The organism is Streptomyces sp. NPDC006476 (genome assembly GCF_040612015.1).
In the GTDB taxonomy this organism is placed as follows: domain Bacteria; phylum Actinomycetota; class Actinomycetes; order Streptomycetales; family Streptomycetaceae; genus Streptomyces; species Streptomyces griseorubiginosus_B.
In genome coordinates this window covers 38099-56077 of sequence record NZ_JBEXPK010000048.1, presented here as the reverse complement: position 1 = coordinate 56077, position 17979 = coordinate 38099, and the positions used below count along the sequence as shown (strand labels likewise).

Genomic DNA, 17979 nt, shown 5'->3' with positions numbered 1-17979 from the left:
GAGTTGGCGTCATCGAGGTCCGCAGAGATGCTCGACCGGACCGGAGCCAGACCGACGACCCGCCGGGAGACGAACATGACTGCACTGTCGCCGCACCTTCGCCAGGCCACGCCCGTGGCGGCGGTCCGGGGAGAGGGCGTCCACCTCTACGGCGAGGACGGCCGCCGCTATCTGGACTTCACCGCCGGCATCGGCGTCACCAGCACCGGGCACTGCCACCCCAAGGTCGTGTCGGCTGCCCAGGAACAGGTGGGCACCCTCATCCACGGCCAGTACACGACCGTTATGCACCAGCCCCTGCGCCGCCTTGTCGACAAGCTGGGCGAGGTCCTGCCCGAAGGGCTCGACAGCCTGTTCTTCACCAACTCCGGCAGCGAGGCGGTGGAGGCGGCGTTGCGGCTGGCCCGGCAGGCCACCGGTCGGCCGAACATCCTGGTCTGCCACGGTGGCTTCCACGGCCGTACGGTGGCCGCCGCCTCGATGACGACGTCCGGCACCCGCTTCCGCTCCGGCTTCTCGCCGCTGATGAGCGGCGTGGTCGTCACGCCGTTCCCCTCGGCCTACCGCTACGGCTGGGACGAGGAGACCGCGACCCGCTTCGCGCTGCAGGAGTTGGACTACACCCTCCAGACGATCTCCTCGCCCGCCGACACGGCCGCGATCATCGTCGAACCGGTCCTCGGCGAGGGCGGCTATGTGCCCGCGACCCGGGCCTTCCTGGAGGGCCTGCGGGAGCGCGCGGACCGCCACGGATTCCTCCTCATCCTCGACGAGGTGCAGACCGGCGTCGGCCGCACCGGCCGCTTCTGGGGCCACGACCACTTCGGGGTCACCCCCGACATCCTCGTCACCGCCAAGGGCCTGGCCAGCGGTTTCCCGCTGTCCGGCATCGCCGCCTCCGAGGAGCTGATGGCCAAGGCGTGGCCGGGCTCGCAGGGCGGTACGTACGGGGCCAACGCGGTCGCCTGCGCCGCGGCCTGCGCCACCCTCGACGTCGTACGCGACGAGAAGCTCGTCGAGAACGCCGAGGCCATGGGCGCGCGGCTGCGCCAGGGCCTGGAGGCGGTGGCCGACCGGACACCGGGCATCGGGGACGTGCGGGGCCTTGGGCTGATGCTGGCCACTGAGTTCGTCACCGAGGACGGCAGTCCCGACCCCGAGACCGCCGCTCGCGTGCAGCGCGCCGCCGTCGACGAGGGCCTGCTCCTGCTGCTGTGCGGGGCGTGGAACCAGGTTGTACGGATGATACCGGCGCTCGTGATCGACGAGGCGGGGGTGGACGAGGGCCTCCAGGCGTGGGCGGCCGCGGTCGAGGCCGGCGCATCGGGAGCGGCGGTCCGATGACCGACGCCCTCGCATCCCTCGTCGCCCGGCTCGGCGAGATCGCTCCGGGTCTGCGGGTGGAGACCGGCCCGGGCTCCACCGGCGTCTACGCGTACGACGCCTCCAACTATCGTGTGCCGCCGCTGGCCGTGGCGTTCCCCCGCGGCGCCGACGACGTGGTCGCGGTGGTGCGGGCCTGCCGGGAGACCGGTATCCCGGTCACCGCGCGGGGCGGCGGCACGAGCATGGCCGGCAACGCGGTCGGACCGGGCGTCGTCCTGGACTTCTCCCGATACATGAACCGGATCCTGGACATCGATCCGGAGGGGCGCACCGCGCGCGTCGAGGCCGGAGTAGTTCTCGACGCGCTGCAGAGCGCGACTGCCCTGCACGGGCTCGCCTTCGGCCCCGACCCCTCCTCGCACAGCCGCTGCACCCTCGGCGGGATGATCGGCAACGACGCGTGCGGCAACCGGTCCGTGCGGCACGGGCGGACCAGCTCCCACATCGAGTCCCTGGAGATCGTGACGGCCGAGGGTGTGCGCGCCGTCGCCAGCCGCAGCGGGCTGCACCCGGTCGACCCCGCCGACGCGGAACGCCTCGCCCGCCTCGAAGCGGACGTACGACGGCTGATCGACGCCAACCTGGCCCCGATCCGCACCGAACTGGGCCGCATCCCGCGCCAGGTCTCCGGCTACCAGCTCCACCACCTGCTGCCGGAGAACGGCTTCGACCTGGCCCGTGCCCTGGTCGGCACCGAGGGCACCTGTGCGGTCGTCACCGCAGCGACGGTCCGCCTCGTGGCGACCGCACAGGCTTCCGCGCTCCTGACTCTCGGCTACGACGACGTGGTCAGTGCCGCAGAAGATGTGCCGGAGATTCTGCGCTGGAATCCCACCGCTGTGGAGGGCATGGACGAGGCGATCGTCGCCACCATGCGCGCGCGTCGCGGGCCGGATTCCGTCAGAGGGCTGCCCGAGGGGCGTGCCTGGCTCTACGTCGAACTCGACGGTGACGACGAGGCCGACGTGACTGCCCGGGCCGCAGAGCTGCTCGACGTCCTCAAGGCCCGGGGCCGGATCACGGGCGGGCGGGTCGTTCAGAGCGCGGCAGAGCGGCGTTCGCTGTGGCGGGTCCGTGAGGACGGGGCTGGGCTCGCCGCTCGCCTGGTGACCGGCGGAGAGTCCTGGCCCGGCTGGGAGGACTCGGCGGTCGCTCCCGAGAACCTGGCCGCCTATCTGCGGGACTTCCGGAAGCTGCTGGACTCCCATGGGCTGAGCGGTGTGCTGTACGGCCACTTCGGCGCCGGCTGCGTCCATGTGCGCATCGACTTCGACCTTGCCACGGACACCGGCCGGGCCGCCGCCCGCCGGTTCCTCACCGAGGCCGCCGCCCTGGTCGTCAGGCATGGCGGCACGTTGTCGGGAGAGCACGGCGACGGACGGGCGCGCGGTGAGCTGCTGGAGGTCATGTACAGCCACCGGATGATCCGGGCCTTCGCCGCTTTCAAGGAGGTCTTCGACCCCGAGGGGCTGCTCAACCCGGGCGTCATCGTGGCCCCGGCCCGGCTCGACGCTGACCTCGCGTTGCACGCGCCCGAGGTGCTGCCCGTCGACACGCTCTTCCGCTTCCCGCACGACGAGGACGGCTTCGCGGGCGCTGTTCGCCGCTGCGTGGGCGTCGGCCGCTGCCGCAGCGATGCCGGTGGCGTGATGTGTCCCAGCTACCGGGCTACGGGGGAGGAGAACGACTCCACCCGAGGTCGGTCACGCCTGCTCCAGGAGATGGTGCGCGGCGAGACCGTCCGGGACGGCTGGGGGTCGACCGAGGTCCGCGACGCCCTGGATTTGTGCCTGTCGTGCAAGGCGTGTTCCAGCGACTGTCCGGTCGGCGTCGACATGGCCACGTACAAGGCCGAGTTCCTGCACCACCACTACAAGGGCAGACTCCGGCCCCGCTCGCATTACTCGCTGGGCTGGCTGCCCCTGACGTCCGCTCTCGCCGGCTACGCCGCCCGACCCGCCAACGCTCTGCTGCGCGGACCGGTCGGCAAGCTGCTCGCCCGACTCGGCGGCGTGACCACACAGCGCAGGATCCCGGCCTTCGCCCCCCGGCGCACCCTGCGCAAGGTCCTGCGCGCGGCGAAGACCGACGAGCTCGCCAAGGTCCTGCTCTTCGTTGACAGCTTCACTCGCGCCTTCCGCCCCGAAGTGGCCGGAGCGGCGAGCCGCGTGCTCGCCGACGCCGGAATCCCCTGCACGGCACAGGACGGCCTGTGCTGCGGCCTGACCTGGGTCAGCACCGGCCAATTGTCGGTCGCGCGCCGCATCATGGCCCGTACGGTCGCCCGACTGGACAACGGCGACGAGCGCCCCATCGTCGTGGCCGAGCCCAGCTGTGCCGCCGCCCTCAAACGCGACGTGCCCGAACTTCTTGGCACCCACGCTGCCCGTCGTGTCGCGGCTCGCGTTCACACCCTCACCGGAGCCCTCACCGACCTCGCCGCCCCCGCCTGGACCCCGCCGGAACTGCCGGACAACGTCGTCCTGCAGACCCACTGCCATGAGTACGCCACCTTCAAGAGCCGTCATCCCCGCGACCTGCTGCGCCGACTCGGCGTACGCAAGGTCGACGAGGCCGAGGGCTGCTGCGGACTCGCCGGGAACTTCGGCTTCGAGGAACAGCACTACGACACCTCCATGGCCGTCGCCGACCTGGCGCTGAAGCCGCATCTCGATGGCATCGAGGACGCCACGCGGACCGTCGTCGTCGCTGACGGCTTCAGCTGCGCCACCCAGATCGACCACCTCGCCGGTGACCAGGGCGTCCGCGCCCTGCACCTCGCGGAACTCCTCGACCCCGCCGCCGACCGACCAGGAGAAGGCTCATGACTGACACTCCCGCGCAGTTGTTCATCGGCGGTGCCTGGGTGGACGCCGCGGACGGCGCCACCATGCCGGTGGACGACCCCGCGACCGGCGAGATCCTCTGCCATGTCGCCGACGCGGGCGCGAAGGACGCGCGCCTCGCGGAGGACGCGGCCGTGCAGGCGCAGGAGGAGTGGGCCCGTACGTCGCCCCGGGCACGTAGCGAGATCCTGCGCCGCGCCTACGAGATCATCCTCGACCGTACGGATGAGCTGGCCCATCTGATGACGGCCGAGATGGGTAAGCCCTTGGCCGAGGCGAGAGGAGAGGTGGCGTACGCGGCAGAGTTCTTCCGGTGGTTCTCCGAGGAGGCCGTCCGCATCGACGGCGGTTACGGCACCCTGCCAGACGGCCGCAATCGCATGCTGCTCTCGCGCCGCCCGGTCGGCCCCTGCCTGCTGATCACCCCGTGGAACTTCCCGCTGGCCATGGGCACCCGCAAGATCGGCCCGGCCGTCGCCGCCGGCTGCACGATGGTGCTCAAGCCGGCCCCGCAGACCCCTCTCTCCAGCCTGGCTCTCGCCGCGATCCTCAAGGAGGCCGGGCTGCCGGACGGCGTGCTGAACGTCGTCACCACCTCCCGTGCGGGGGAGGTGTGCGAACCGCTCCTGCGCGGCGGGCGGATTCGCAAGCTCTCCTTCACCGGCTCCACGCAGGTCGGGCGGCTGCTTCTGGCCCAGTGCGCGGACGCGGTCGTGCGGACCTCGATGGAGTTGGGCGGCAACGCGCCGTTCATCGTCTTCGAGGACGCAGACCTGGACAAGGCGGTGGACAGCGCGATGGTCGCCAAGATGCGCAACATGGGTGAGGCGTGCACCGCCGCGAACCGCTTCTTCGTCCATCGGTCGGTGGCGGAGGAGTTCGGGCGGCGCCTGGCCGAGCGCATGGGGGCACTCGTCGTCGGCCCTGGCACCCGAGAAGGCGTCGACGTCGGCCCGCTGATCGATGCCGCCGGACGGGCCAAGGTCGAGGACCTGGTAGCCGACGCGGTGGAGCGCGGCGCCCGGGTGCTCGTCGGCGGCCGTACGCCTGAGGGACCGGGTTGCTTCTACCCGGCGACCGTGCTCACCGATGTCGACCCCGGCAGCCGCCTGATGGACACGGAGATCTTCGGCCCCGTGGCGGCGATCCTCACCTTCGACGACGAGGACGAGGTTGTGCGCCGCGCCAACGCAACCCCGTGGGGTCTGGTCGGCTACGTCTTCACCGAGGGCCTCGACCGTGCCCTGCGGGTCAGCGAGCGCCTGGAGGTGGGCATGGTCGGGCTGAACACCGGCCTCGTCTCCAACCCGGCCGCCCCCTTCGGCGGGGTCAAGCAGTCCGGGCTCGGCCGGGAGGGCGGCCGGGTCGGGATCGAGGAGTTCCTGGAGTTTCAGTACCTCGCGGTGCCCGTGCGATGACGGCGGTCATGCCCTGACACACGCCCTGTCGCCCACCGCGCGGCCCGCCCCGTGCCCGGTTTCCACGCCACCGGGCACGGGGCGTGCGTTGCAGGGTGTGATGCGACTTTGCGTGTGCGCCCGGTTTCAGCCGATGCGGCGTGCAGTCGCCTTGGCTGCTGCGGCGGCGACCGCGCCCTGAAGTGCGGCAAGCTGGACCGCCAGCACCCGTGCGCCCCCCTGGCAGCGCGGCACGAACGAGAACACCAACGGCCTGCTGCGGCAGTACTTTCCCAAGGGCACCAACCTATCCGTCCACACCGCACGAGACCTCCGCGAAGTCGCGCATCAGCTCAACCGGCGCCCCCGACTCGTCCTTGGCGACAGGACCCCCGCTGTCAATCCCCTCGTAGCGTGGAGACGATCTATGCGGCCAGTCCCTCTGCGAGGGTGGCCCGGTACTCGCGTTCGTAGTCGATCGGGCTCTTGAACCCGCATACGGTGTGTAGCCGGTTGTAGAAGTCGGCACCGGGCAGTGGCCACCCGATTCGACATGCTCGCGGTTCGGTACGAGGCGACGGTTCACGTCGCGGCGATCCACCAGTGGTTGTGAGCCGTCGGGCTGCCAGGCGGCCGTGTCATGCTGGCCACCGGCAATTCGAGCAGCACAGGCATGGGGAGGTCCGGTGGCCGCTGATGACTACTGCGCGGACAGTGAGAACGGCGACCACGTCGACGACCCGTCCGAAGACGCCCTGTTCGAGCTGGTCAGCGACCTGAACGGCACAGACAACACCTTCATCGTCATCCAGCCCGATGAGGACGATCCCGCCTGGTTCGCGTCCGTCGCCGTCCTGGAGACGGGCGGCTACGAGATCGTCCGGCGTGACACCAGCCGCCGCGAGCACGACGTCACCGTAGAGACAAGCATCGACCAGATCGCGGGCGACCTCACCAAATGGCTGGCCGCCCGCGCTACCTAAAACACGGCCTAATCTCAGCCGTGCACGGATTCCTGCGGTCGCGGTGTCTGACGATCGCCGGCGGTACGACGCAGGTGCAGCTGAACGTTGTTGCCGAGCGCATGCTGGGGCTGCCGCGCGACTGAAGACGGAGGGGCTGAGGCCGAGTGTTTTCGCCCCCGCCGCCCCTACCCGTCCCATCCTGAACTGGGGCCCGCCCCCGGACCCCCGCATCGGCCTTCGGCCTCGTCCTCAAGCGCCCGGACGGGCTGAAGAATCAGCCCGTCCGGCGCGGGCCGGTCCACAACCGCCCCTGGTCGTCACGTCGACGCGCGGACGATCAGTTCCGGTACCACCCACGCGCCCTCTCCCACCGCGGGCTCCTTGCCTTCGAGCATCTGCGCCACCTGCTCGACGGCGAGGCGGCCGACCTGGCGCTTGTCGATGCACAGGGTGCTCAGCGCCGGCTCGACCAGTTCACCCAGGGTCAGTCCGTCGACGCCGAGGAAGGCGATGTCGTCGGGCACCCGCAGGCCGCGCCGGCGAGCGGCCCGCATGCCGCCGATCGCGACCAGGTCGTTGAAACCGACGACAGCGGTCACATCCGGATGCCGCTCCAGCAGCTCTTCAAGGGCCTGTTCACCTCCGGCCAGGCTGTGGCCGCCGCACAGGACGAGCCAGTCCGGACCCACCGGAAGCCCGTGGGCCCGTGCCTCGGCGAGGAAGTACTCGCCACGAGGACTGCGGGTCCCCGGCAGCGCGCAGTCCAGCATGCCGATCCTCCGGTGCCCGCGCTCCGTCAGATGGGCCACGCCCTGCCGCATACCGGCCGCGAAGTCGATGCCCACCGACCCGAACCGGGTCTCGTCCGGCGCCCGTTCCAGGAGCACCACCGGCAGACCGGAGGCGTACTGGGCCAGTACGTCGTCGGCGCTGTCGCAGTAGCCGACGATCGCGTCGGCCTGCCGGGCGAGCAGGTCGAGCGCCTCGCGCTCCTCCTCGGCGTCGTTGCGGGACTCGCACACCATCACGTTCCAGCCCTGCGGCTTGGCCGACTCCAGCACCCCGGCCGCGACCTCCGGGAAGTAGGGATTGGCCAGATCGGAGATGATCAGCCCGACCATCACCGAACCGGCCCGCCTGAGGCCCCGGGCGTGCCGGCTGGGCCGGTAGTCGAGGGTCCGCGCCGCCTCGAGCACCCGTTCCTTCGTCGCGGGATCGATCTCGCCCTTGTCGTTGATCGCGCGCGAGACCGTCTGCCGGGACACCCCGGCCAGGCTCGCGACGTCGAGGATCGTGGCCCGGCCCGCTCGCTTCAGCGGAGGACGAGCGAGTCGCTCCTGTTTGCCCCCTACCACGCTCAACCGTCCTCGTATCTCGACGCAACTGGCACGCTCGTTCCGGCGACCGCCCGGACCAGGGGACTTAGCCTGTCCGAGCACTCTAACGCGGCCTCAGCCGACCGCGACGGCGAAGATGTGCACTCCTGGCTCCTCAGGGCTGGCCCCCTCTCCATAGCGGGGAAGCGTGATCGACTCCAGGGTCCTCGCCGGGTCGAGTGGTGCCGCGCACCAGCCGACGCGGGCGGGCTCGTCCACGCGTCCGGCCGGACGGTTGTGGTACGGCGTCGACACGACCGTCTGCGCGGCGGCCGGGTAGTCGCCTTCCCCGAGAGTGTCCAGGGCCAGCAGAGGGATCTCCTGTTGTGTGCCGTCCGTGTAGGTCGCAAGGCCCGGTCCGAAACTGCGGTCCGCGGTGCCGGCGAGCAGGAAACCGATCCGGGAGCCCGATCCGCCGATCCGGATGGTCTGGCCGTCGGCCCTCACGTTGTCCGGCTCCCCGGGGGCGACGTCGGGCCACCAGAACTCCAGCCCGCCGTGCGCGACCCGGCCGCCGGGGACGACGCCGGCCGCCGCCAGAGCCTGCGCGGACAGGCTCATACCGGTGCCGTCCAAATCGGCGAGCCGCGGCGCGTCGTCGCTGCTGATCCCGGTGTTGTCGCGGGCCTCGGCGAAGGAGCCGTGGACGACGGGGGCGGGAACGGTCGGGTCCAGGTAGAGGGAGACCACGAGTCCGGGGGCGGTACGGGCGTCGAGGACACGCACCCGTACGCCGTCGGACGTGACGGGGCGCGGGAGGGACACCAGGCGCCTGTGTCCCACGGTCGTGCCGGTCGCGACCCGGGTCCAGGTCCCCTCCAGGCGTACGTCGACGGCGAAGGCCTCGACCTGCTGGCCCCGCGCGATGTCCTCGCTCAGGCCGACGACGTTGAAGGTCCGGGACTCGGGCAGTTCGACGACGACCGCGTTCCCCGGCGGGTGGTCCGGACGGGCTCCGGCGGCCAGGTCATGGCCGTACACCTCGCGCAGGACGCGGCCGAACTCGGCGAGCCGCGCCACGTCCGGGCCGGGCAGCAGGCCGCGCCGGTCCGGTGGCACGTTGAGCAGCAGCACCGCGTTGCGGCCCACCGAGTGCCGGTACAGGTCCATCAGCCGGGGCAGCGACTTCACGGCCGCGTCCTGGGAGGCGTGGTGGAACCAGCCGGGCCGGATGGAGACGTCCACCTCGGCCGGGTACCACTTGAGGTAGTCCGCCCGGCGCAGGGGACCGGGGCCCGCGAGGTCGTGCTCCTCCTCCGCGACGGCCGTGGTCTGCCCGAACGCGGAAGGCTCGCCCCGCAGCGGTACGACGCTCCACTCGCTGTAGCGGGCGTAGCCGCTCTCGTTGCCGACCCAGCGGACGTCGGGGCCGCCGACGGCGCACGTGGCGTCCGGCGCCAGCGCGCGCACCATGCCGAACCACGCGTCGTGGTCGTAGTTCTGCTTCGTGGCGGTCGGGTCGGCGCCGTCCAGCCACACCTCGTTGACGGGCCCGTACTCGGTGAGCAACTCGTAGAGCTGGTTGAGGTAGTAGCGGTTGTAGTCGTCCACCGCGTAGGAGAAGGACGGCAGCTCACCCGACTCGACCCGGTCCGCCCGGTCGTCGCCGGGCACCAGGGTGGGGATCACCGATGGGACGGCGGGGCTGCCGTTGCCGTAGCAACCGTCGGGGGCGTTCGACTGGTGCAGGTCGGCGGGGGAGAGGTACACCCCGAGGCCGAGGCCGAACTCGCGGGCGGCGTCGGCGAGTTCGCGCACGACATCGCCGTGGCCGGCGCGCCAGGGCGTGGCCGCCACCGAGTGACCGGTGTAGCGGCTGGGCCACAGGACGAAGCCGTCGTGGTGCTTGGCGGTGAGGATCACGGACCGGAAGCCGGCCTCGGCGAGGACGCGCACCCACTGGCGGCAGTCCAGCTCTGCCGGGTCGAACAGCGAGAGGTCGTCCAGGCCCGTGCCGCACTCCAGACCGGTGAAGGTGTTGATGCCGAAGTGCAGGAAGGCGACGAGTTCCTGCCGCTGCCAGGCGACTTGGCGGGGCGCCGGCCGGACCAGTGACGCCTTGCGGCGCAGCTCGTCGTCACTGTCGTCGGGGCCGACGGCAACCCAGAGGGAGGGTTCGGAGGGTTCGGACGGCTCGGGGTGTTCGGATTTCATGGGGGTTCCCTGATTCCCTGGGGTGCTCACTGCGCGTGGTTGTCGTTGATGAGGCGGACGAAGGCGCGCGGGGTGACGACCTCGACCTGCGGCCCCAGTCCGTTCACGACCGTCTGCACGTCGGTCAGGCTCTTCGTCCAGCAGTGCACCAGGACGAGCGTGTAGCCGTCGGAGGAGGACGGGGCGGCGGGCCGGCTGTTGATGTGGTCGATGAGCTCGGGTTCCTCGGTCTGGCCCGCCCACAGGACGTCCCGCTGCGCGATCACAGGCTTGCCGTTCACCCATCGGATGCCGCCCTTCGTTCCGGAGCCCTGCGGTCCGGGGCCGAAGTAGAACAGGGCGTCGATGTTGGGCTGCCGCAGATAGGGCGCCCACAGGTCGGAGCGTTTGAAGACCGGCTGGTCGTCGAGGATCTCGCAGATCCGCAGGTCCCCCTTGCCCATGTACGCGTTGAGGGTGACGGCGTGGGCGTCGAGCGCGTCGGCGGGCATGTGGCTCGGGTACGTGTATCCGCGTCCGCTGGGACCGGCGATGAAGTGGTCCCGGGCCGGGCCGTCGGAGGCGTTCTCGTAATACCAGCGCATGGGTCCTGGAGCCAGGTCGACCAGGGAGGGGCTGATGCCGTAGCCGACGTTGAAACTGCCGCGCACGGGGTTGGCGAAGTACTCGTGCAGTCCCCACAGGTTCCAGGCCACGTTGTCGCCGTCGCTGATGACGAAGGTGACGTAGTGCTTGTCGCCGGTCACCGGTGCGGGCTCTGGCTTCTGGGTCAGGCCGTCGGTGCTGTGGATGCCGCTTAGTACGGAGAGGTTGGGGGCCAGGTCGGACGGAATGGAGGTGACACCCTCGTCGGAGGCCTGCGCGATCATCGCGGTCTCGTCGTTGCCGTACCCCATCAGCGTGGCGGCGGGCTCCAGGTTGCCCAGGACGCCGGCGCGCCACTTGGTCACCCCGTCGTAGAAGGTGAACGAGTCCGTCAGGGCGATGTAGTCGCGCAGGTGGTAGTACACCGTGGAGTTCAGCTCCGCCGCGATGTGGCCGGAGAACAGGGCCTGGTACGTGGCGTAGGCCCAGTGTTCGTCCTTGTCCGAGACGTCCAGCAGCAGACGGGTGAGGCCGAGGGCCTGGACGGCGCTCTCCTGGCTCCGGTCGACGACGAGGGCGTTGAGGGGGCCGCTGAGGGAGGAGGCGACGTTGACGGAGGCGGGGTTGGCGGTCATGTCGTAGCGGATGTAGCCGCGCACCTGGCGCCGGAAGCGGGTCAGGAGCTGCTGCCAGGTGGGGTAGGAGTCGTTGAGGGTGATCCCGTAGGTGGTGTGGAGGAAGTTCTTCCAGAGGGCCCCGGGGCCGCCCTCGTCGATGAAGATTCCCTCGGGTGACGTCTTGGCGACCAGGCCCTGGAGGCATGCGACCAGCACCCGGTCCGGGTTGGTGGTGAGGCTGGAGGACGGGATCACGTCCAGCGAGCGCAGGGCGGTGCCCCGGGGCAGTGCGGTACCGGTACTCGCCCCGGTCGCCCCGGTCGCCCCGGCTTCCTGGCCCGCGGCGGCCGCGCAGGCGGCCGTGGGCGGTGCGACGGTCAGCGCGGCGGAGGCGGCGAGGACCGACTTGCCGAGGGTTCTGCGGCTGATGGCCGTTCTACGGCTTGGGTTCATGGTGTTGTTCCTGTACGCGTTCCGGCGGGGTACAGCCAGCAGTGCACCCACTGGCCGGTGGGGTGTTCGGTGCGGGCGGGGAAGGCCGTACGGCAGTCGTCGGTGGCGAACGGACAGCGGGGGTGGAAGCGACAGCCGGGCGGCGGGGAGGCGAGGTTCGGCGGTTCGCCGGACTCCTCGACGTCCGCGAAGGCGGACCCGGCACCTGCGCGGGCGGTGACGGTCCGCGCGGGGTCGGGGGAGGCGTCGAGCAGCAGTCGCGTGTAGGGGTGCTGTGGGTTCTGGATGACCTCCTCGGTCGGGCCGCCCTCGACCATCTGGCCGGCGTACATCACATGGATCTCCTCGGCCAGGTACCGTGCGCTGGCGATGTCATGGGTGATGTAGAGGAGGGCCAGGTCCTCCTCGTCGCGGAGCCCGGCCAGCAGGTTGAGGATGTCGAGCCGCATCGACACATCGAGCATGGAGATCGGTTCGTCACCGAGGACGACCTTGGGGCCGACGGCCAGCGCGCGGGCGATGGCCACGCGTTGCCGCTGGCCGCCGGAGAGTTCGTGGGGCAGCTTGCCGATGAAGTCCTCGGTGGGGGTGAGGCTGACCCGCTCCAGGAGGTGGTGCATCCGCTCCTCGATGTCGTCCCGGCCGGCCCGGCCGTGGATGCGCAGGGCTCGCGCCAGGTTGTGGCGGACGGTGTGCAGGGAGTTGAGGGAGGCGAAGGGGTCCTGGAACACCATCTGGACCTCGGAGTAGTACTCCCGAGCCGCCCGGCCGCGGCGCGGCCCGACCCGCTCGCCGCGCAGCCGGATCTCTCCGGAGGTCGGGGTGTACATGAGCGCGAACAGCCGGGCCAGGGTGGTCTTGCCGCTGCCGCTCTCCCCGACCAGGGCGACGATCCGGCCGCGCCGCAACCGCAGCGAGGCGTGCTCCAGGGCGCGTACGGTCGCCGTGCGGCCGAGGCCGGCGCGCACCGTGAAGTGCATGGAGACGTCCACGGCTTCCAGGACGGGCACTTCGGCGTCGGCGCCGGTGCCCGTGTCCGGTCCCTCGGCGTTCGCGGGTACGGCCATGCCGTCGTCAGTGCCCGACAACATCGTCGGTCTCCTTCCGTGCTCGCGGGGAGCGTCCGTGGCTCTCTGCCAAGGGCCCGGTGTGCAGCAGGCAGGCCACCCGCTGCCCGCCGCCGAGCCCGTCGACGTCCCGCAGCACCGGGACAGTGGTGTCGCACGGCGCGAACCGGTGCGGGCAGCGGGGGTGGAAGGCGCAGCCGGAGGGCGGGTCGCGCAGGTCGGGCGGTGAGCCGGGGATGCCGCTGAGCCGGCGGACCGGTTCCCGCAGCGGCGGGAAAGAGGCCCGCAGGCCCTCGGTGTAGGGGTGCTGCGGCTGGTGGTAGAGGTCGAAGGCGGTGCCGATCTCCACGATCCGGCCCGCGTACATGATCGCGATACGGTCGGCGAGTTCGACGAGCAGGGACAGGTCGTGGGTCACGAACACCACGGCGAATCCCAGACGTTCGCGCAGACGCAGGATGTTCGCGAGGATCTGACGCTGCATCACCACGTCGACGGCGGTGGTGGGTTCGTCCATGACGACGAGGTCGGCGCCGCAGGCGAGCGCGAGGGCGATGGTGGCGCGCTGCCGGGTGCCGCCGGACAGCTCGTGGGGGTAGCGGCCCGCCTGCTCGGCGGTGAGGCCGACGAGGGCGAGCAGTTCCTCGGTGCGGGAGCGCGCGTCCCGCTTGCCCAGCGTCCGGTCGTGTTCGCGCAGGACATCGGCGAACTGGGCGCCGAGCCGCATGACGGGGTTGAGTGCGTTCATGGCGCTCTGCAGCACGATGGCCAGGTCCCGCCAGCGGAGTTTCCTCAGCTCCCGCTCGGTGAGGCCGATCAGGTCGAGGGGGTCCGCCGCGTTCCGGGGACGGAAGAGGATCCGGCCGGCCGTGGTCACGGCAGGGGGTCGTTCCAGCCGGGTGAGGGCGGTGATCAGGGTGGACTTGCCCGAGCCGGACTCGCCAGCGACGCCGAGGATCTCGCCGCGCCGCACCGTGAAGGAGACGTCGTCGCAGGCGCGCACGGCCCCCCGAGCGGAGAGGTACTCGACGGTGAGACCCCGCACGTCGAGCAGGGGCGCACGGTCCTCGTCAGGCATACGCGCGTCGTCAGGTGCGGGCTCTTCGCGAGGGAGGCGACCGTCGTCAGGCGTGGGCTCTTCGCGAGGCACGCGTCCGTCGTCAGGCGTAAGCGCTTCGTCAGGCATACGACGGTCGTCAGGCATGCGACACCTCCTGCGCGCGCCCGGCGTCCTGATCCCGCTCCTGCCCCCGTTCCTCCTCCTGCTCCCGCTCCTTCGCCCGCCGCGCGTCCCCCGCCCGTTTCACCAGCAGCCGGTTGGCGTCGCGCAGCCGTGGGTCGGAGATCTCGTCCACCGCGAAGTTGATCAGGGCGACGGAGGCGCCGAGCAGCGCGATGCACAGGCCCGGCGGGGCGAACCACCACCACATGCCGCCGATCAGGGCGTTGCCCTGCTGCGCTTCGCTGATCATGACGCCCCAGCTGACGGTGGAGGTGCTGGACACCCCGAGGAAGGCGAGGCCGGACTCGGCCAGCACGCCTCCGATGAAGCCGGTGAGGAACATCGCGGAGATCCAGCCGGTGAGGTGGGGCAGCACCTCGACCATCGCCAGGCGCCAGCGGCTCTCGCCGAGCATCCGCATCGCGTGCACGAAGTCCCTGCTGCGCAGGCTCAGCGTCTGCGACCGCAGGGCCCGGGTGCCACCAGCCCAGCCGAAGACGCCGATGATGACGCCGATGGTGACCGGGCCGGAGCCCTGGGTGTAGCCGCTGATCACGAAGATCAGCGCGAAGGAGGGCATGGTGAGGAAGACGTTGGTCAGGCCGGTGAGCGCGGAGTCCACGATCCCGCCGGCCAGCCCGGCGGTCACCCCGATGACGACGGCGATGAAGGTGCCGAGCACGGAGGCGACCAAGCCCGCGATCATCGACTCGCGTGCACCGGTGATGACCTGGGCCAGGACGTCGTGTCCGCTCGCGGTGGTGCCGAGGAGGTGCTTCGCACTCGGCGGGGAGCTGACGGCGTTGAGGTCGAGCGCCGTGGGGCTCTGATGGAGCAGATGGTCCGTCACCCACGGCCCGGCGAGGGCGAGCACGCAGAAGAAGGCGAACACGGCGAGGCCGAGCCGCACCTTCCAGCCGGCCAGCAGTCGCTTGCTCATCGGGGCGTCACCTCATTTCCCTGGTGCGGGGGTCCAGCAGTGCGTAGAGGGAGTCCGCCAGGAAGTTGGCGAGCAGGACGGTGAGGGTGATCAGCAGGAACACGGCCTGCATGGTCGGGTAGTCGCGCTTGGAGACCGCGTCGAACAGCAGGAAGCCCATACCGGGGTAGGAGAAGACGATCTCGGTGAGCAGGGAGCCGCCGACCAGGCCGCCGATGGCGAGGGCGAAGTTGGTGACGCTCGGCAGCATCGCGTTGCGGGCCGCGTACCGCAGCATGACCTTCCAGCCGGGCAGTCCCTTGGCCCGGGCGAGCAGGACGAAGTCCTCGCTGAGCGTGGTGACCATCATGTTGCGCTGGCCGAACACCCAGCCGCCGAACCAGGAGAAGACGATGGTGGCGACGGGCAGCAGTCCGTAGTGCAGGGTGCCCAGCAGGAAGTGCAGGCTGAACCCGGGCACGGTGTCCGGCGGGTAGCCGCCGGACACGGGGGCCCAGTCGAGCTGGACGGCGAAGAGCCACACGCCCAGCAGGGCGACCCAGAAGTACGGTACGACGCTGAGAACGGTCGACAGCGGGGTCACCACGGTGTCGAGCCGGCGCCCGGGCCGCCAGCCGACGACGATGCCGAGGCCCACGCCGATGACGAACGAGATGACCGTGGTGCTGCCGACGAGGGCCAGCGTCCACGGCAGCGCGGCCTTGACCAGGTCCGCCACCGGCACCGGGTACTGGCTGACGGACAGCCCCAGGTCGCCGTGGGCGAGTTCGCCGAGGTAGCCCAGGTACTGGGAGAACAGCGGCTTGTCCGGGTTCCCGAAGAGCAGTTGGACGGAGCGGACGGTGGCGGCCGACGGCGGGGTGCCGGTGCGCTGGGCCATCGCCTGGAGGATGGCGCTCGCCGGGTTGCCCGGCATTAGCCGGGGGATGAAGAAGTTCAGCGTGATCGCGATCCAGCTGACCAGCAGGTAGAAGCCGAGGCGGCTGCCGAGCCAGCCCAGCCGGCCCCGGCGGCGCGCCGGGCGCTTGGCCGGCCCGGCCTCACCCTGGGGGGTGAGACCGGCGTCCGTGGCGGTCAAGGGGGTGGTCATGGGGACTCCCGTCAGCCCTTGCCCGTGGCGGGCTTGAGGTGCAGGAGCGTGGTGATGAACTCGGAGCCCGAGCCGGTGTTGGCGAGGTAGGCCGGGTTCTCGGCGTCGGGCCACCCGGTCCAGCGCAGGGTGCTGGCCACGCCGGCCGCGCCCGAGGAGAAGAGCGGGATGGTGGGCACCTGGTCCACGAAGATCGCCTGGGCCTGCTTCGAGAGGGCCTTGAGCCGGGACTCGTCGTCCGTTCCGGCCATCTGGCTAAGGATCTTGTCGAAGTCGCCGTTCTTCCACCGGACGGTGTTGTTGCCAGCGACGGACTCGGTGCCGAGCGGCTGGATGAGGCGTCCGTCGAACTGCTGGAGGGCGTAGTACATGCTGTCACCGCGGGACAGCCAGGTGGCGGCCATGTCGAACTTGCCCTTGTTGATGTCGGAGCCGGTGTTGGCGCCGGAGCCGCCGCTGAGGGTGACCTTGATCCCGAGGCTCTGCTGGATCTGCTGCACGACCAGCTGGCCGATGGTCTTCAGGAACGGCGTGTCGCTGGGAGCGACGTAGGTGATCGGGTACTTCTTGCCGTCCTTCGTCAGCGCGCCACCGCGCACGCTCCAGCCGCCTGCTCGCAGATCGGCCTTGGCCGCGGCGACGTCCTGCCTGCGCGGTGTCAGGTACTTGGGGTCGATCCAGCCCTCGTACGTCTTGGTCGACAGCCCGGTGCGGCTGGCGGGGGGCTGGGTGAGGGGGAGTTTGCTGGAGGAGAGCTTGGCGATGGCGTCGATGTCCACCGCGCTCGCGAAGGCGCGGCGTACGTTGACGTCGTTGAAGGGCGCCTTGGCGTTGTTGAGCATGACGGAGACCACCGAGCCGTCCCACGCCATGATGAAGTGGTGGTTCTTGGGATCGGAGGAGACGTAGCTCTTGGCGTCGATGTCGCAGGTGCAGAAGTCGATGCTGTTGTTCTGCAGTTGCGTCTGGACGTTGGCGCTGGTCGCGGCGACGTACCGCAGATCGCGCATGGCGGGCTTGCCGCCCCAGTAGTCGCTGCGGGACGCCATCGTGACCGCCTGGGGCGAGAACGTCTTGATGCTGAACGGGCCGGTGCCGACCGGTTTCTTGTCCACGTAGGTCAGCGGATCGCGACCGCTCCAGAGCTTCTTCTCGACGATGTTGATGTTCTTGACGTTGAGCAGTGACTGGTACGCGGGGTCCTTCCAGGTGACCGCCACCTTGTCCGACCCCACCGCCTCGACGGAGGTGTAGTCGGCGCCGGCCACCTTGGGGTTCTTCAGGGGCAGTTCGAGGCTGTAGAGCACGTCCTGTTGCGTCAGCGGGTTGCCGTCGGAGAACGTGACGCCGGGCCGGATGACGAAGGTCGCGGTGCGGCCGTCCGCGGACCACGTCCATGACTTGGCCAGCCAGGGGATGAGCGTGCCGCCCTTCGCGCGGTTGGTGGCGACCAGCGGCTCGTAGATGATGTTCAGCCCCGGTCCCGTCTCCGAGGCGCTGAACGGGTTGAAGTTGTTCGTGAAGGTCGGGGCGCTGTTGGGTGCCTCGACGGTGATCGTGTCCGAGGCCCCCGGCGTCTGCTTCGTCGCGCCCGACGAGCAGGCGCCGAGCGACAGGGCCAGCCCGAGTGCGAGGGCACCCGGCCACAGCCGCTTTCTCATGGTGTGTTCCTTCCACGGTTGTCTGACTCTCGGCGTGCTCGTCGCGACGCGGATATGGCCTCGGTGTGCTGGGCCGACCAGAAGGAGAAGGCAACGAAGACATCGGATCTCTAGCTGCGCGGGACTCCTGCGAGTGGCGCCTCCGATAACGATCCCGGGATCGTTCACGGGCTTCGTTGCGAACCGACTATGAGCGGGCTCGGGGTACTTGTCAACACCT

At 70.5% G+C, this 17979-nt stretch carries 12 protein-coding genes and 1 pseudogene; 5 read left to right on the top strand and 8 right to left on the bottom strand.

Features of this window, described 5'->3' with window-relative positions; all coding sequences use genetic code 11:
* Nucleotides 1-75 precede the first annotated feature (75 nt).
* From ABZZ74_RS37785 to ABZZ74_RS37765, 5 genes and pseudogenes are all read left to right on the top strand, one after another.
* Entirely contained in the window at nucleotides 76-1344 is a 1269-nt protein-coding gene (locus tag ABZZ74_RS37785) for an aminotransferase class III-fold pyridoxal phosphate-dependent enzyme (protein WP_356772868.1), read from the top strand.
* Nucleotides 1341-4214 carry an FAD-binding and (Fe-S)-binding domain-containing protein gene (locus ABZZ74_RS37780; RefSeq protein ID WP_356772866.1) on the top strand — a complete coding sequence of 958 codons (2874 nt, stop codon included), beginning with the start codon at nucleotides 1341-1343 and terminating at the stop codon, nucleotides 4212-4214. The genes ABZZ74_RS37785 and ABZZ74_RS37780 overlap by 4 nt, the downstream gene beginning before the upstream one ends.
* Entirely contained in the window at nucleotides 4211-5650 is a 1440-nt protein-coding gene (locus tag ABZZ74_RS37775) for an NAD-dependent succinate-semialdehyde dehydrogenase (protein WP_356772864.1), read from the top strand. Before ABZZ74_RS37780 ends, ABZZ74_RS37775 begins: the two co-directional genes overlap by 4 nt.
* Nucleotides 5651-5867: 217 nt before the next feature.
* Nucleotides 5868-6119 (top strand): annotated as a pseudogene (locus ABZZ74_RS37770) (hypothetical protein); the annotation flags it as partial.
* A gap of 196 nt (nucleotides 6120-6315) precedes the next feature.
* Complete coding sequence (locus ABZZ74_RS37765; protein WP_356772862.1) at nucleotides 6316-6612, top strand: hypothetical protein; 297 nt, start codon at nucleotides 6316-6318, stop codon at nucleotides 6610-6612.
* Between the two features lie 299 nt (nucleotides 6613-6911).
* Here the strand turns inward: ABZZ74_RS37765 and ABZZ74_RS37760 are convergent, their stop codons facing one another.
* The 8 genes from ABZZ74_RS37760 to ABZZ74_RS37725 all read right to left on the bottom strand — a co-directional run bounded on the left by ABZZ74_RS37760 (nucleotide 6912) and on the right by ABZZ74_RS37725 (nucleotide 17759).
* Nucleotides 6912-7949, bottom strand: coding sequence for a LacI family DNA-binding transcriptional regulator (locus ABZZ74_RS37760; protein WP_356772860.1), 1038 nt, complete (start codon nucleotides 7947-7949; stop codon nucleotides 6912-6914).
* A 96-nt stretch (nucleotides 7950-8045) separates the two neighbouring features.
* Entirely contained in the window at nucleotides 8046-10124 is a 2079-nt protein-coding gene (locus tag ABZZ74_RS37755) for an alpha-L-fucosidase (RefSeq protein ID WP_356772858.1), read from the bottom strand.
* Nucleotides 10125-10150: 26 nt separating this feature from the next.
* Nucleotides 10151-11779: a GxGYxYP domain-containing protein gene (locus ABZZ74_RS37750; protein ID WP_356772856.1), complete on the bottom strand. Its 1629-nt coding sequence runs from the start codon at nucleotides 11777-11779 to the stop codon at nucleotides 10151-10153.
* Nucleotides 11776-12759: an ABC transporter ATP-binding protein gene (locus ABZZ74_RS37745; RefSeq protein ID WP_356772892.1), complete on the bottom strand. Its 984-nt coding sequence runs from the start codon at nucleotides 12757-12759 to the stop codon at nucleotides 11776-11778. The genes ABZZ74_RS37750 and ABZZ74_RS37745 overlap by 4 nt, the downstream gene beginning before the upstream one ends.
* Nucleotides 12760-12853: 94 nt before the next feature.
* Nucleotides 12854-13924 (bottom strand): ABC transporter ATP-binding protein, encoded by a 1071-nt coding sequence (locus ABZZ74_RS37740; protein ID WP_356772854.1) that lies wholly within the window; start codon nucleotides 13922-13924, stop codon nucleotides 12854-12856.
* A 118-nt stretch (nucleotides 13925-14042) separates the two neighbouring features.
* Entirely contained in the window at nucleotides 14043-15008 is a 966-nt protein-coding gene (locus ABZZ74_RS37735; protein ID WP_356772852.1) for an ABC transporter permease, read from the bottom strand.
* Between the two features lie 7 nt (nucleotides 15009-15015).
* A complete protein-coding gene (locus tag ABZZ74_RS37730) occupies nucleotides 15016-16008 on the bottom strand; it encodes an ABC transporter permease (RefSeq protein ID WP_356772890.1) in 993 nt (330 codons plus the stop codon).
* Between the two features lie 101 nt (nucleotides 16009-16109).
* On the bottom strand, nucleotides 16110-17759 hold the full coding sequence (locus tag ABZZ74_RS37725) for an ABC transporter substrate-binding protein (RefSeq protein ID WP_356772850.1): 1650 nt from the start codon (nucleotides 17757-17759) through the stop codon (nucleotides 16110-16112).
* Between the last annotated feature and the right edge of the window lie 220 nt (nucleotides 17760-17979).